Raw genomic sequence first — 14,635 nt, 5'->3', positions numbered from 1 at the left:
GCAGGCGCGTTTCCTCGCTGCGCCTGACGGTCGCCCTGCCATCCCGGACCGGCCCGACCCGAAGCGGGACGAGGACCGTCCGGCTCTCGTTGGCTGGCGGCTCGCGCAATAGACATCGGGCCGACACGGGCGGCCTATGATGGCCGCTGGTTCCGGGGAGTCCCTGCCAGTGCACCGCCCCCTACCCGCCCTGCTGTGCCTGCTGCTGGCGACGCTGGGGATGCTCGCGCCGATGCCGGCGGCGGCGCAGGCGCTCGACCCGGCACCGCTGCTCGATGGCGCAGATCTCGATGCCCGCATCGAGATCCTGGCAGACCCCGACGGAGGCCTGTCGCCCTTGGGTGCGCTGCAGATGCTGCGCGACGGCAGGGGCAGCCCGCCTCCCGGGCTGGAACGCCGGGGCGGGCTTCGGCACTGGTGGCTGCGGCTGACCCTTCCGGAGGCGGCACACGGCCGCGCCATGGCCCTGCGCGTGGCCCGCTACTGGCAGGAGGTCGTCCTGTTCGACAGCGCCGGCACGGTGCGGGGCAGGACCGGTGGTGCCGTGCCGCTGGCCGCACGCTCGCTGGGCGCCGACGTGCCGGTGCTGCTGTTGCCGCCCGGGCAGGTCGAGCTGCTGCTGCGCTTCAGCGCCCGCTTCGACGGCTACCTGGCACCCGTCCGCTTCCTGGATGCCGTCGAGGAGGAACGAGGCTTCCAGCAGCGCCTGCGCCGCTTCGAACTGCTCAACGGCATCTATGCCGGCCTGATCCTGGCGCTGGCGGCGTTCAACCTGTTCCTCGCGATCAGCCTGCGCGACCGCGTGTACGCGTGGTACGTGCTGTACGCGCTCAGCTTCGGCGCCATCTGGATCGTTCGTGCCGGCATCGGCCTGCAACTGGCCTGGCCGGCCTGGCCGGTCTGGAACAGCCTGGCCAGCTTCTTCCTGATCGCCCTGGCGATCGCCAGCGGCAACCGCTTCGTGCAGGTGTTTCTCGATCTGCCGCGCACGGCGCCGCGCGCCCACCAGGCCCTGCACGGACTCAGCGTGCTGGTCCTGCTCACCGTGCTGGCGGGCCTGGCCGGCTTCTGGCAACCGGCGACCACGGCACTGGCCCTGCTGGCACTGTTGTCCAGCCTGGCCTACTTCGGCATCGGCCTGCGGGTGCTGCATCGCGGCTACCTCCCAGCCCGGTTCTTCCTGCTGGCCTGCAGCGCGCTGATCTTCGGGGTCATCGCCTACGTGGGCGCCTGGTGGGGGCTGCTGCCGACGGTGTTCGTCACCATCTACGGTGCGCAGATCGGTTCGGCACTGGAGGTCCTGCTGCTGGCCTTCGCGCTGGGCGACCGGATCAACCTGCTCAAGCGCGAGAAGCTGGCCGCGGAAACGCGCCTGCGCGGCGCGCTGGAGGCCGAGGTCGGTGTTCGCACCGCCGAGCTGGCCGAGCGCAGCCACCAGGTAGAGCAGGTCAACGCCCGCCTGCGCGAGGCGAACACGCGACTTCAGGCGATGACCCGGATCGACGGCCTCACCGGGGTCGCCAACCGGCGCCGCTTCGAGGAGCACCTGGACCAGGAATGGCGGCGCATGCTGCGGGCGGGCAGGCCGCTGTCGGTGCTGCTTTTCGACGCCGACCGCTTCAAGGACCTCAACGACCGGCATGGCCATCTGGCCGGCGACGAGGCCCTGCGCCGGATCGCCGGTTGCCTGGCGGCCGGCGCGCGCCGGCCCGGCGACCTGGTCGCGCGCTTCGGCGGAGAGGAGTTCGCCATGGTGCTGCCGGACACCGGCGTCGACGCGGCGCAGGCGCGCGCCGACGCGCTGCGAGAGCGCATCAGCACCCTGCAGCTGGTCGACCACTCCGGGCGGCCGTTCTCGGTCGCCGTCAGCGCCGGCGTCTCCGGCGTGACGCCGGGGCCGGGCCTGGACCCGCAGGACCTGCTGCATGCCGCCGACCTCGCCCTGTACGCCGCCAAGCGCGCCGGCCGCAACCGCGTCCACGCCAGGGCGCCGGCCCGGCGCACCGGCGAGGCGGCCGACTGACCGCGTTCAGCGGGGGGCGACACACCGTGTGCCACCATTCGTCCGTCCGGGACGACCCGGACCGGCGTGGCGGCTTCCGCGACACGCCCTTATCCAGCGCAGGGACGGCCCCGCATCCATCGGATCGGAGCACACCATGTCCTGGGCCCTGCTTGCACTTGCCGGACTGTTCGAGATCGCCTGGGCGGTCGGCCTGAAACTCTCCAACGGCCTGACCCGCCCGGGTCCCGCCGTGCTCACCGTGGCGGCGATGATGGTCAGCCTCTGGCTGCTGGCCCTGGCGCTTCGCACCCTGCCCCTGGGCACGGCCTACGCGGCGTGGACCGGGATCGGCACGGCCGGCGCCTTCCTCGCCGGCATCGTGCTGTTCGGCGAAAGCGCCGCCGCGCTTCGGGTCGCCAGCGTGATGCTGATCCTCGCCGGGCTGGTCGGGCTGAAGCTGTCGAGCTGAGCGACGCCGCCGGGGCGGTATCCGTGCGCGTCGCCGTGCGGTGGCGCAGAGCCGGTTCCGTCCGGCCCCGGCGCATGGGCGGTCGCTGCGCCGGCCCGGGCCATCGCCATCCGCGCCATACTCTGACGCCCCAGCAGCCCGAGGACACCGGCCATGCGCCCTGCCAGCCTGCTTCTCGCCCTGGCCGTGCCGACGATCGCCGCCAGCGCGGCGTCCGACGTAACGGTGCAGGAACCGCCCACGCTCGCCTCGGTCCTGGCCGTCGCCGGTCCGGACGACTGGCGCACGCCCGATCCGGCCGACCTCGTCTACTTCGACCTCGAGGGCGAGCGCCGGGTGATCGTCGAGCTGGCGCCGGCGTTCGCGCCCCGCCATGCGGAGAACGTCCGGCGCCTGACGCGGCAGCGCTACTGGGACGGCCTGCCGATCCTGCGGGTGCAGGAGAACTACGTGGTGCAGTGGGGCGACCCCGATGCCGACGACCCGGGCAAGGCCCGTCCGCTGGGCGAGGCGGCTTCGCTGCTCGACCCGGAATTCGTGCGACCGGCCGCCGACCTGCCGTTCACCCGGCTCCCTGACGGCGATGTCTATGCCCCACAGGTCGGCTGGGTGCAAGGCTTCCCGGCGGCGCGCACCTCTTCCACCGGCGAGGCCTGGCTGGCGCACTGCCCGGGCATGGTCGGCGTCGGGCGTGGCAATGACCCGGGCTCGGGCAACGGCAGCCAGCTCTACGTCGTGATCGGCCACGGGCCGCGCCACCTGGACCGCAACATCACCCTGGTCGGACGCGTGCTGTCCGGCATCGAGCACCTGTCCAGCCTGCGCCGCGGCAGCGGCCCGATGGGATTCCACGAGGACCCGGGGCTCTGGGTGACCATCGAATCGGCCTACCTTGCGGCCGACCTGCCCGACGAGGTGCGCGAGCCGTTGCAGGTGCTGCGCACCGACACCGCCACCTTCGCGCGCCTGGTCGAATCGCGCCGGAACCGCCACGAACCCTGGTTCCACGAACCCACCGGCGTCGTCGAGCTGTGCAACGTGCCGTTGCCGGTGCGGCGTCTGCCCGCAGCCAGCGACGCCAGCGAGTCCCGCTGAAGGCAGCGAGCCGAATCCGGTTCCAGGCCCCCTTGGTCCCCGGTCCCCGGTCCCCGGTCCCCCGCCCCGCAAGCATTCCGCCCAGGCCAGCTGGCACCGGCCGGATCAGACGCCGGGCAAACGCGGACCCAGCCGTTGCCAGTCGACCATCAGGCAACGGTCCTGGACAACGGCAATGCCGGCCTGCGCCAGCGCCAGCGCGAAGGCCTCGTCGCGGATGCCGGACTGCAGCCACACGGCGCGCGGCCGGGCCGCCAGCAGGTCGTCCAGGTGGCCGGGCAGGTCGCGGGCGCGCCTGAACACATCGACCAGGTCGACCGGGCCGTCGATGCCGGCCACGGTACGGTGCACCGGCCGGCCGAGCAGCTCGGTGACCTCGGGGTAGTAGACCGGCACCGGAATCACGTCGAGCCCGGCCCGGTGCAGGGATTCGGGAACGTACCAGGCGGGCTGGTCGGCCTGCGCCGGCGTCTTGATGCCCAGCACCGCGATCCGGCGGACGCCGGCCAGCAGCCCGGCGATGGCCGCCTCGTCGGCGAGGATCAGCGGATGGGCCGTACCTGGCATCGCCTGGACACTGCCGGTCAGGCCGGGACCGCCTCCGGGCGCCGCTCCAGGACCTGGTCGATCAGGCCGTATTCCCTGGCACGCGCGGCATCCATGAAGTTGTCGCGGTCGGTGTCGCGGGCGATGGTCTCGATGTCCTGTCCGGTGTGGCGGGCGAGGATGCGGTTGAGCCGTTCGCGGGTGTCGAGGATCTCCTTGGCATGGATGGAGATGTCGGTCGCCTGCCCGGAGATGCCGCCCGCCCAGGGCTGGTGGATCATGATCCGCGAGTGCGGCAGCGAATAACGCTTGCCGGCTGCGCCGGAGGCGAGCAGCAGCGCACCCATGCTGGCCGCCTGGCCGATGCACATGGTGCTGACGTCGGGCTTCAGGAACTGCATGGTGTCGTAGATGGCCAGGCCGGCGCTGACCGAGCCTCCCGGCGAGTTGATGTACAGCGCGATGTCCTTGTCGGGGTTCTCCGATTCCAGGAACAGCAGCTGCGCGACCACCACGTTGGCCATGTAGTCGTCGACCGGACCGACCATGAACACTACGCGCTCCTTGAGCAGGCGCGAGTAGATGTCGTAGGCGCGCTCGCCGCGCGAGGTCTGCTCGACGACCACCGGCACCAGGTTCAGGGCCTGCGGGGAAAACGGGGTACGGTCCATGTCGATCTCCGGGAAAACTCTGAAGGCAGCATGCCAGAGTTTGGGTCGGGCGGCCGGAAAGCAAGCGCGATCGGGGGAACTGTCCGCCTCGTCCACCCGGGCGTCGGTTGCTACCTCTGCTTCCGCCACCGGCAGGCACCGCCAGATCAGCCCGCCGTGCGGGGGCGATCCCTTGGCGCAGCGCCGAAAACGAGAAACCGCGCCAGCGGCGCGGTTTCTTCGGTGCCAGGAATGGCGGAACCTCAGCCCTGCTGCGGCTTCATCACCTCGGCGAAACCCAGCGTACGGGTCTGCACCTTCGCCTGGGTGGCGACCCACTCCGCAACCTGGTCCTCCAGCACGCGCTGCTGCAGGCCGGCCATGAGCTGCTCGTTGGAATAGTAGAGCTGGATCACCTGGTCCGGCTCCTCGTAGGTGGCGGCGATCTGGGCCAGCGCCTCGCGGACCCGCTGTGCGTCGAGGCGGATGCCGTTCTGCTGGGCGATCGCCCCGATCAGCACCGCGGCGCGGACCCGGCGCGACGCCGGTTCGGCAAAGGCCTCGGTGGGCGGCACCGGCGGCAGCTCGCGCCCCTGCTCCCGCGCCTGCTGGCGCTGGCGCTCGGCGTCGCGCTGCAGCGCCTGGGCCTCCGCGGCCACCATTCCCTGCGGGACCGCCAGCTCCTGGTGGGCATCCAGCAACTGGCCGATGACCGTGTTCTTCAGGCGAAGCATGAGCGCGTTCGACAGCTCACGCTCCAGGTTGGCGCGGACATCGGCGCGGAACTTAGCCATGTCGCCGCCGGGGATGCCGAAGCTGCCGATGAAGGCCTCGTCGACCTCCGGCAGCTGCGACTCCTGGACATGGCTGACCTTGACCGTCACCCGGGCGGTCTTGCCCGCCAGGTGCGCGTCGCGCCAATCGGCCGGGAAGGCCAGGTCGAAGGACTTCTCCTGCTCCGGAGACAGCCCGACCAGCTCGGACTCCAGGCCCTCGAGCATGGCGCCCGAACCCAGGATGGTGCCGGCACGATCCACGCCCTCGGCGGGCCAGCGCTTGCCCTCGTGCTCGGCCACGTGCTCGAACAGCACCATGTCGCCGGCGACCGCCGGCCGCTGCACGCGGTTCCAGGTGCGGCGCTGCAGGCGCAGGGTCTGGATCATCTCGTCGATGTCGTGGTCGGCCACCGAAGACTCGACACGCTCGACCGACAGGCCGGCGACATCGACCTTGTCGAGCTCGGGCATCACTTCGAATTCGGCGGTATAGGCGACCTCGCCCTGCTCGCCCTGCGCCACCGGGGTGATCCGCGGCGCCATCGCCGGACGAAGGTTCTCCTGGCGCAACGCTTCGCCGAACGAGTCGCGCACCAGCTCACCGTAGGCCTCTTCGCGCACCTGTGCACCGAAGCGCTTCTCGACCACAGACATCGGCACCTTGCCCGGGCGGAAGCCCTTCAGGCGCACCTCGCGGCTGAGGCGCTGCAGGCGGCTGCGGACGGCATCGTCCAGGCGGTCGGCGGGGAGGGTCACCGTGAGCTTGCGCTCGAAGGTGCCGGTGTTCTCGAGGGAAATCTGCATGGACGATCCTGCGGCAAGTGGCCCGCAGCCGGACGCTTGGCCGGAATCCGCGGGGCGGTGGGTGTCGATCAGCGGCGTGGTGCGAAAGGAGAGAATCGAACTCTCACGGGTTGCCCCACTGGAACCTAAATCCAGCGCGTCTACCAATTCCGCCACTTTCGCCCGCGTGGGATCGATGCCTGCGTGCACGTGCCCCGGAGGAAAGTGGTGGGCTGTCAGGGACTCGAACCCCGAACCTACTGATTAAGAGTCAGCTGCTCTACCATTGAGCTAACAGCCCGCCGAGACGTGCAGACGCGAGATTGTGACGACTCCCGGCGCCGCGTGCAAGATCACGGCGCGGGCGTCTTGCCGGCGGCGCACCCGGGTGCGGGCCGGCGATCGTTCCGGCGGCTGCCGGAGCCTCGAACAGTGGGGTGGAAGACGGGGATCGAACCCGCGACATCTGGAGCCACAATCCAGTGCTCTACCACTGAGCTACATCCACCACAGCGGACGCGCATTCTAGCAGGCCGCAAACGGATTGCCACAAGTGCGCGGCGCCCGGATGCGCCAGGACCTGGCGATGACCGACCTGCCCCACCGAATCCGTCTTTCCCGCCGCAAGGGCTGGCGCCTGCCGCCCGGCACGGTCAGCGTCGCCCGTCCCGGCCGCTTCGGCGATCCGTTCCGGGTGGACGGCGATCAGGATGCCTGCACCGCCGTCAAGGCATTCCGCGACTGGCTTGCCACCCCAGCCTGCCCGGCGCCCCTGGCCGAGGCGCGACAACGCCTGCTGGTCGCGCTGCCGTCGCTGCGCGGGCGCGACCTGGCGTGCTGGTGCGCACTCGACGCACCCTGCCACGCCGACGTGCTGGTCGAGCTGGCCAATTCCGCTGTAGAGCCGCGGCCGCAGGCGCCGCCAGGCAGCGCTACCGCAGCCAAACCGAGGCGACAGCGCAACCCGGCGTAGAGTGAGCCCGCAGCGACGTGCGTCCATGCGTGCACCTGCGCGATCGACGGAGATCCAGCGTGGGGTGAGAACACAGCGCCAGGGCGCGGAGGTAGTGTGGGACGGCCGACGGCTGCCGTGCACCTGGCTCCGGGTACTCAGCCGGGGCGCCCCCGGAAACCGGCGGGCCATCAGGGGGCACGAATCCTGCCGGGCAAGGCGATTCCTGGGACAGGTTTCCGGAGCGGCGCTTGCGGGGCGCGGACGCGGAAACAGCACGTCCTGAGCCGAGTTTTCAGGAGAGTTTTCAGGAAGCGGCCCAGCGGCACGCGCAAGGCCTTGATTCGATGGCGCGCCCGGCAGGAATCGAACCTGCAACCACCGGCTTAGAAGGCCGGTGCTCTATCCGATTGAGCTACGGGCGCGTGCCGCGAAGGATAGCGCAGCACGGCCAGGCGCCGCCGCCGCGCTCATGGGCTGGCCGCAGGCACCCGGGCACGCGAGCGGGTGCTATCGATCAGCGGGGCACTCCTGAACGCACAGCACCTCGCGCATCGCGGCCACAAGGGCCGGGCGCGTTGCAGCACGCCGGCGCAATCGAACTGCGCCCCCGGGTGTCATCGATGAGTGTTTGCCACGACATCGCGGAGGTCGCGCATGCGCCGCGGCGCGACGGGGCGCCGGCGCACGTCGTCGATCTTGCGAGCGCCCGGCTGGAGGTCCGGGGCGTGCATGGAGTGGTCGGGGCAGAGGGATTCGAACTCTCGACATCCAGCTCCCAAAGCTGGCGCTCTACCAGGCTGAGCTATGCCCCGACGAAGGATGTGGCGACGGCATTCGCGTCGACGCGATGGTAAGCGGCAGGCGAAGCGCCGGCAAGACGCTGTTCCGCCATTTCACGAACGCCCTGCACACCACCTCGTCTCGAGGAACATGGCGGCGGAGCCATACTGGTCGCGCCGCCAACAGAGGCGGAGCCCGGACAGCACGACGGCTTCCCGAAGGAAGCCGTCGTGGGTACAGATGGCGCGCCCGGAAGGATTCGAACCTCCGACCACCAAGTTCGTAGCCTGGTACTCTATCCAACTGAGCTACGGGCGCGAGGCGGCGAAGTATGGGGACTCCGACGGCATCCGTCAACACCCGGCTTCCGAACGCCTGCAGACGGGCTGCGCTCGCCGGCTCGGCCACGTGCCCGCCCCTCCTTCCCTGCGCTTGACGGGCTGGTCCGCTGCCGTCACAATCCCGCCCCTGACCCGATCCCGAGTAGCTCAGCCGGTTAGAGCATCTGACTGTTAATCAGAGGGTCGTCAGTTCGAGTCTGACCTCGGGAGCCAGTCACCAAGGGCCTGCAGCGATGCAGGCCCTTTTTGCTGCTCCGGGGGGGGCGACCCCTTGTGATGGTGTCGCGGGTGGGACTTGGCGTCCAAGGACGTCCGATCGGGATGACCGCATGCATCGGCGAGGACTCGTCGCCGAGTCGATTCAGCGCATTCATGCCCACGCTCGAAGACGGTTCAACGCAGTCGCCGGACAGGCGGTTGCCCTTGCATCCAGAACTACGAATCGGTCTTGCCCCCTCCCAAGGACGGCACCTCCAGCGCAGCAGACATCACAGCGCGAGAAGATTCGACACCCTCACTGTGAGGCCGCCCAAAGAAACCCGCCGGTCAACCGCTCAGTGTGGGAGCACACCTGAGCGCACACGGGTCCTCAGGCGGTCCCATCGCATCGTGTTTGCCACCATCGAGCATCCGCAAGAGCGCATCTGGACCGGCACCTCGGGGCTATTGCTCCGGTGCGTTGCGAATCCGACGACTGCTACCGCCAGGACCACAGCTCTCTGCAAAAAAGAAGGCCCGGCTTGCGCCGGGCCTTCCAATACCACGTAGACCAGGACTCGGCTACGTTGAATCAGTCGATCGTGAAGCTCTGCAACTCGACCGGCAGCTGCGGCGTGACGTTCAGAGTGTACGCGCCACAAGCATCATTCGGACCGCCCGGATCGGTGGTCACGATGACGTAGTAGGTCTGGCCATTGGTCAGACCAGTCACAGCCATCGGGGTGCCGGCGAAGCCGAAAGCGATCGGATCCGTCGAGGACGAGCACGGCGACGGCATCAGGAACACCGCACCATCCGGAATCGGACCGCTGATCGCAACGGAGCCGTTGGCATCCTGCGCCACGAAGCTGTAAACGACTTCGCGCTGCGGGCTGACAGTTCCGCCGTAGCTCGGCAGGCTGTTAGGCGCAGTGCAGGTATCGCCATTGATGGTGCCACCGGCGATAGGCAGCGGAGCGGCACAGGTGTTGGCCATCGCGTTGGCCCCGAAGGCCAGCGCAATGGAAGCGAACAGAACGCGCTTCATTCGTTATCTCCTAAGTGAACCAAAAAATCAGTTACCGATGAACGTCTGGCGACGCGAGTCGAACTCGTCGAAACCCACCGCGCGGTTGAGCTGGCTGGAACGGAAGCCCGGGCTGGCGTTCGCCAAGCCGAGGGTCGCGAAGTCCACACCACCCCAGCCGTTGCTGTTGCCGTTCAGAGTCAGCGTGGGCGAGGCCTCATTGGTGTTGTTCACCCAGACGCGGAGCGAGCCGGTCGGGCCCTTCTGCCAATCGAGCTCAACACGGTTGACGCCGGCGGCAAGCGGGGTGGTGGCGGAACACTGGTTACCGGCCGCGCCCTCGCACACGGTCAGAATGCCCAGAACCTTCTGGGTGCCAGCGAGGTTGCCGAACACCGAAAGGCGGACGACATCGCTCAGCGAGAGGTGGCTGGCGTCAGTATTCGCACCGAAGACCTTGGCCGACTGGATGGAGTTCAGACCGGTCAGGGTGTCGACGTTGATGAGGAACTGAGCGCGGTAGCGCGGCTCGTTAGCCGGCGTGTTGTCGCGAACGAAAGCATTGACGCCAGGACCGTTGACCGTGATCTGGGCATTCATGCGGCACGAAGTGCCGTCGTATCCACCGGCAACGATCGCAACCGTACCGCCCAGCGCCGACTGCGACGACCACGGCGGAACCGGGCTGCTCGGGCACTGCGCGAATGCGGAGGAGGCGAAAGCCAGGGCGCCCAGGCCCAGCAGAGCATTGAACTTACGAGACATCTGATTCATCTCCCATCAGATTGAGTGTCGAAACAGGGCTTGCGCCCGCCAAGTTGATCTGCCTTCCCGGCGCAGCCTAAGCGCAACCTGAACGGCGGATGCCCGACGCGGCGACTCTAGGGGGGGTACCCGGGCAAGTCAAGTGTTTTGAAACACTTGTGACCCGGATCGCATCCCGGTTGCCCGGGGCCCCGCCAGACCGACCGCACTGACAGTCCCTTATACGGGGACTCGGGGGCGTTCGTATCACGCCCCGGACAAGCCAAGGGCTATCGCCCGGGAGTGGAAACGGCAGTCCCAACAGAAAAGCCTGCACTGCCAATGCTTTATGGGGCCCGTAGTGCCCTCTCCCCCGCCCCTCCCCCGCGTCGCGGGGGAGGGGAGAAGTGCGGTGCCGTCGCAAGCAGACCACGCAGATCGCCCATCACCACGCCCTGCTCCTGCTCCTGCTCCTGCTCCTGCTCCTGCTCCTGCTCCTGCTCCTGCTCCTGCTCCTGCTCCCGCTCCTGCTCCTGCTCCAGCTCCAGCTCCAGCTCCAGCTCCAGCTCCAGCTCCAGCTCCTGCTCCTGCTCCTGCTCCTGCTCCTGCTCCTGCTCCTGCTCCTGCTCCTGCTCCTGCTCCTGCTCCTGCCTGCTCCTGCTCCTGCTCTGCTCCTGCTCCCTGCTCCTGCTCCTGCTCCTGCTCCTGCTCACTGCTCCTGCTCCTGCTCCTGCTCCTGCTCCTGCTCCTGCTCCCTGCTCCTGCTCCTGCTCCTGCTCCTGCTCCTGCTCCTGCTCCTGCTCCTGCTCCCTGCTCCTGCTCCTGCTCCTGCTCCTGCTCCTGCTCCTGCTCCTGCTCCTGCTCGCTCCTGCTCCGCTCACTGCTCCTGCTCCTGCTCCTGCTCTGCTCCTGCTCCTGCTCCTGCTCCTGCTCCTGCTCCACCACTCCTGCTCCTGCTCCTCACTCCGCACTCCTGCTCCTGCTCCTGCTCCTGCTCCTGCTCCTGCTCCTGCTCCCTGCTCCCTGCTCCCTGCTCCCTGCTCCCTGCTCCTCCCTGCTCCGCCCTGCTCCCTGCTCCCTGCTCCCCTGCTCCCTGCTCCTGCTCCCTGCTCCTGCTCCCTGCTCCCTGCTCCCTGCTCCTGCTCCTGCTCCCTGCTCCACCTTCCCTGCTCCCTGCTCCCTGCTCCCTGCTCCCTGCTCCCTGCTCCCTGGTCCCCCTGGTCCCTGCTCCCTGCTCCCTGCTCCCTGGTCCCTGGTCCCTGGTCCCTGGTCCCTGGTCCCTGGTCCCTGGTCCCTGGTCCCGAGTCCCGAGTCCCGAGTCCCGCTACCATGGCCGCCCCTTCGAGCCCGCCAACCAGCCCGCCATGCGACTGTCCCGCTTCCACCTGCACACCACCAAGGAAACGCCGGCCGATGCCGACGTGGTCAGCCAGCAGCTCATGCTGCGCAGCGGCATGATCCGCAGGCTGGCGGCGGGCATCTACACCTGGACGCCGCTGGGCCTGAAGGTGCTGCGCAAGGTGGAGGCGGTGGTGCGCGAAGAGATGGACCGGGCCGGCGCACTGGAACTGCTGATGCCTTCGGTCCAGCCGCGCGAGCTGTGGGAAGAGACCGGCCGCTGGCAGCGTTTCGGCGGCCAGCTTCTGAAGCTGAAGGACCGCAAGGACGCCGAGTTCTGCTACGGGCCCACCCACGAGGAGGTGGTCACCGACTGGGCGCGCGGCGAGCTGGCCAGCTACCGGCAGCTGCCGGTGAACGTGTACCAGATCCAGACCAAGTTCCGCGACGAGATCCGGCCGCGCTTCGGGGTGATGCGCGCGCGCGAATTCCTTATGAAGGACGCCTACTCCTTCCACGTGACGCCGGAGTGCCTGGCGGCGGAGTACGAGAACATGCGCCAGGCCTACACACGCATCTTCGAGCGCCTGGGCCTGCGCTTCCGCGCCGTGCAGGCGGACTCCGGCGCGATCGGCGGCGATGCCTCGCAGGAGTTCCACGTGCTGGCCGATTCCGGCGAGGACGTGATCGCGTACTGCCCGGACTCGGATTACGCGGCCAACCTGGAAAAGGCGGTCGCCGCCGCGCCCGGACCGCGGCCAGCCCCTGCCCGTGACATGGAAAAGGTGTCGACCCCGACCCAGACCACCTGCGCCGAGGTCGCCGCCCTGCTGGGCCAGCCGCTGGCCGCGACCGTCAAGTCGGTGGCGGTGGTCGGTGCCGCCGGCTTCGTGCTGCTGCTGGTGCGCGGCGACCACGAGGTCAACGAGGTCAAGGCCGGCAACCTGGCCGCGCTCGGCCCCGATTACCGGCTGGCCACCGACCAGGAGATCGTCGACCACCTGGGCTGCCGGCCGGGCTTCATCGGCCCGGTGGCGCCGGCCCGGCAGGTCACGGTGATCGCCGACCGTGCGGTCGCGGCGCTCGCCGACTTCACCTGCGGCGCCAATGCCGAGGGCTTCCACCTCAGCGGCGTCAACTGGGGCCGCGACCTGCCCGAGCCGCACGCCATCGAGGACCTGCGCTCGGTGGTCGAGGGCGATGCCTCCCCCGACGGCCGCGGCACGCTGTCGCTGTGCCGGGGCATCGAGGTCGGCCACATCTTCCAGCTCGGCCAGAAGTACGCGCAGGCGCTGGGCGCCACGGTGCTGGACGAGGCCGGCGCCGCACGGGTCATGCACATGGGCTGCTACGGCATCGGCGTGTCGCGGATCGTCGCCGCCGCCATCGAACAGAACCACGATGCCAGCGGCATCGCCTGGCCGGCGCCGATGGCGCCCTGGCAGGTGGCCGTGTGCATCATCAATCCCAAGGGCAATGCCGAGGTCGAGTCGGCCGCGGGCGCGCTATACGACGAGCTTCGCGGCCTTGGGATCGAGACCTTGCTGGACGACCGCGGCCTGCGCCCGGGGCCGATGTTCGCGGACATCGAGCTGATCGGCGTTCCGCACCGCGTCGTGGTGTCGGAGCGGGGACTGGCCGCCGGCAGCTTCGAGTACCGTGGCCGTCGCGACAGCGAGGCACGCAGCCTGGATCGTGCGGGGTTGCTGGAGTTGCTGCGGGGTTGAGCGGCATGGGGGGACCGGGGACCGGGGACCGGAACGGTCCGTGGAATTGGGGGTTAGCGCAAGACCTGCAGCGCCCCGAGCCGGCTCGATACGCCCTTTCCCTATGGGCTGGGCGAAACGGGAGGCACGCTGGAGCAGCCCGTTCGGCCCGGAGTCCGCCCCGCCCGGACGGGTATTCCCAGGCTCGCCCAGAATCCCGCGCTGGTTATTCGGGGGCTGCCCGCAGGCAGTTGTGTGGAAGTGTCCGACTCATCCGGGCTCAGTGTGTGCTCGCCGACGCAGGTTGCAGACGGTACTGCCTCGCCGCGGCGATGGGTGGGAGCGCATAATCGCCTGTAAAATCAGTCCCCGACCGTAACGGTGACGAAAATCACACTCCCTGCGCGGTCGGATGTGATTGAATACGCCACGGTTTCCCGGTGACAGTGGTACGAAGCCGGTTCCACCCGTTTTTCCGTTCCCGCCCCGGGCGAGACAGCCCGGTACGGCAATGGCTTTTCCCACGCGCGCTTTACGGAGAATGCAATGGCAAGTGTCGATATCACCAAACTTTCGCAATCGGAGCTGGACGCATTGATCCGACAGGCCCAGGACCGCAAGGAAAACCTGCACCGCGAGCAGCTCGATACCGTACGTGGCGAGGTCATCGCCTTCGCCCGCGAGCGCGGTTATTCCATTGAGGAGTTGTTCGGCAAGGCCTCGCGCGCCAAGAAGGGCGGCAAGCGCGGCGTCGTGCCGCCCAAGTACCGCAATCCGGCCAATGCCGAGCAGACCTGGACCGGACGTGGCAAGCGCCCGCGCTGGTTCCAGGGCCTGCTCGACAGCGGCAAGAAGGAAGCCGACCTGCTGATCAAGTGATCGGTCCCCGGCCAGCCCCGCAACGGGGCTGGCCGGGTCGGGTCAGGGGTGGCTCCATGCCCCCGGACCCTGCCGCGAGCGTCGGTCCCGGCAGCCAGGGTCACGCGCCTTTCGCCACCACCGGTTGTGAATCGGCACGCGCTCAACCTGTGCGCGGCAAGACTCCCGAAGAGTGCGAGGCGAGCCCTCTGCACCACGCCTTGACCCAGCTGCCCTCTCCCCCGGCCCCTCCCCCGCCCGCGGGGGAGGGGAGAAGTGCGGCGCCGCCGCAAGCAGCGCACGCCTCCCGCTTGACCTGCTCCCCTGCTCCCCTGCTCCCCTGCTCCCCTGCTCCCCTGCTCCC

12 protein-coding genes and 7 tRNA genes are annotated in these 14,635 nt (G+C 69.2%); 7 read left to right on the top strand and 12 right to left on the bottom strand.

Translation table 11 applies throughout. The features are described 5' to 3' along the window. The first annotated feature begins 169 nt into the window (after positions 1-169). From KF823_10470 to KF823_10460, 3 genes are all read left to right on the top strand, one after another. The gene (locus KF823_10470; GenBank protein MBX3726325.1) at positions 170-2,023 is read left to right on the top strand and encodes a diguanylate cyclase; all 1,854 of its coding nucleotides are present in this window, start codon (positions 170-172) and stop codon (positions 2,021-2,023) included. A 136-nt stretch (positions 2,024-2,159) separates the two neighbouring features. Beyond that, entirely contained in the window at positions 2,160-2,474 is a 315-nt protein-coding gene (locus KF823_10465; protein ID MBX3726324.1) for a multidrug efflux SMR transporter, read from the top strand. A 153-nt stretch (positions 2,475-2,627) separates the two neighbouring features. Beyond that, a complete protein-coding gene (locus tag KF823_10460) occupies positions 2,628-3,569 on the top strand; it encodes a peptidylprolyl isomerase (protein MBX3726323.1) in 942 nt (313 codons plus the stop codon). A 105-nt stretch (positions 3,570-3,674) separates the two neighbouring features. Here KF823_10460 and KF823_10455 read toward each other — a convergent pair whose 3' ends face one another. From KF823_10455 to KF823_10430, 6 genes are all read right to left on the bottom strand, one after another. Further along, on the bottom strand, positions 3,675-4,136 hold the full coding sequence (locus KF823_10455) for a CoA-binding protein (GenBank protein ID MBX3726322.1): 462 nt from the start codon (positions 4,134-4,136) through the stop codon (positions 3,675-3,677). 17 nt (positions 4,137-4,153) lie between these two features. Next, positions 4,154-4,786 (bottom strand): ATP-dependent Clp endopeptidase proteolytic subunit ClpP, encoded by a 633-nt coding sequence (gene clpP / locus KF823_10450; protein ID MBX3726321.1) that lies wholly within the window; start codon positions 4,784-4,786, stop codon positions 4,154-4,156. A 242-nt stretch (positions 4,787-5,028) separates the two neighbouring features. Further along, the gene (gene tig / locus KF823_10445; GenBank protein MBX3726320.1) at positions 5,029-6,345 is read right to left on the bottom strand and encodes a trigger factor; all 1,317 of its coding nucleotides are present in this window, start codon (positions 6,343-6,345) and stop codon (positions 5,029-5,031) included. 77 nt (positions 6,346-6,422) lie between these two features. After that, positions 6,423-6,507 (bottom strand) — tRNA-Leu (locus KF823_10440). A gap of 43 nt (positions 6,508-6,550) precedes the next feature. Next, positions 6,551-6,625 (bottom strand) — tRNA-Lys (locus KF823_10435). 132 nt (positions 6,626-6,757) lie between these two features. Continuing rightward, positions 6,758-6,832 (bottom strand) — tRNA-His (locus KF823_10430). A 78-nt stretch (positions 6,833-6,910) separates the two neighbouring features. Between KF823_10430 and KF823_10425 the strand changes: the two genes are divergently transcribed. Further along, positions 6,911-7,297 carry a DUF4326 domain-containing protein gene (locus KF823_10425; GenBank protein ID MBX3726319.1) on the top strand — a complete coding sequence of 129 codons (387 nt, stop codon included), beginning with the start codon at positions 6,911-6,913 and terminating at the stop codon, positions 7,295-7,297. Positions 7,298-7,624: 327 nt separating this feature from the next. On the opposite strand, the gene KF823_10420 is transcribed toward KF823_10425, so the two are convergent. The 3 genes from KF823_10420 to KF823_10410 all read right to left on the bottom strand — a co-directional run bounded on the left by KF823_10420 (position 7,625) and on the right by KF823_10410 (position 8,377). Next, positions 7,625-7,701, bottom strand: a tRNA-Arg gene (locus KF823_10420). Between the two features lie 313 nt (positions 7,702-8,014). Beyond that, positions 8,015-8,091, bottom strand: a tRNA-Pro gene (locus KF823_10415). Between the two features lie 209 nt (positions 8,092-8,300). Then, a tRNA-Arg gene (locus KF823_10410) sits at positions 8,301-8,377 on the bottom strand. 159 nt (positions 8,378-8,536) lie between these two features. On the opposite strand from KF823_10410, the gene KF823_10405 reads away from it, so the two are divergent. Next, positions 8,537-8,613 (top strand) — tRNA-Asn (locus KF823_10405). Between the two features lie 577 nt (positions 8,614-9,190). On the opposite strand, the gene KF823_10400 is transcribed toward KF823_10405, so the two are convergent. The 3 genes from KF823_10400 to KF823_10390 all read right to left on the bottom strand — a co-directional run bounded on the left by KF823_10400 (position 9,191) and on the right by KF823_10390 (position 11,082). Then, positions 9,191-9,646 (bottom strand): hypothetical protein, encoded by a 456-nt coding sequence (locus KF823_10400; GenBank protein ID MBX3726318.1) that lies wholly within the window; start codon positions 9,644-9,646, stop codon positions 9,191-9,193. Between the two features lie 27 nt (positions 9,647-9,673). Next, complete coding sequence (locus tag KF823_10395; protein MBX3726317.1) at positions 9,674-10,399, bottom strand: hypothetical protein; 726 nt, start codon at positions 10,397-10,399, stop codon at positions 9,674-9,676. Between the two features lie 317 nt (positions 10,400-10,716). Beyond that, positions 10,717-11,082 (bottom strand): hypothetical protein, encoded by a 366-nt coding sequence (locus KF823_10390; GenBank protein ID MBX3726316.1) that lies wholly within the window; start codon positions 11,080-11,082, stop codon positions 10,717-10,719. Positions 11,083-11,733: 651 nt separating this feature from the next. Between KF823_10390 and KF823_10385 the strand changes: the two genes are divergently transcribed. Both KF823_10385 and KF823_10380 read left to right on the top strand, forming a co-directional pair. Then, a complete protein-coding gene (locus KF823_10385; GenBank protein MBX3726315.1) occupies positions 11,734-13,434 on the top strand; it encodes a proline--tRNA ligase in 1,701 nt (566 codons plus the stop codon). A 525-nt stretch (positions 13,435-13,959) separates the two neighbouring features. Beyond that, positions 13,960-14,292 (top strand): H-NS histone family protein, encoded by a 333-nt coding sequence (locus KF823_10380; protein ID MBX3726314.1) that lies wholly within the window; start codon positions 13,960-13,962, stop codon positions 14,290-14,292. Positions 14,293-14,635: the final 343 nt, after the last annotated feature.

The sequence above is a fragment of the Lysobacterales bacterium genome, from assembly GCA_019634735.1.
GTDB lineage: Bacteria > Pseudomonadota > Gammaproteobacteria > Xanthomonadales > UBA2363 > Pseudofulvimonas.
This window is presented reverse-complemented; position numbering and strand designations above follow the sequence as displayed.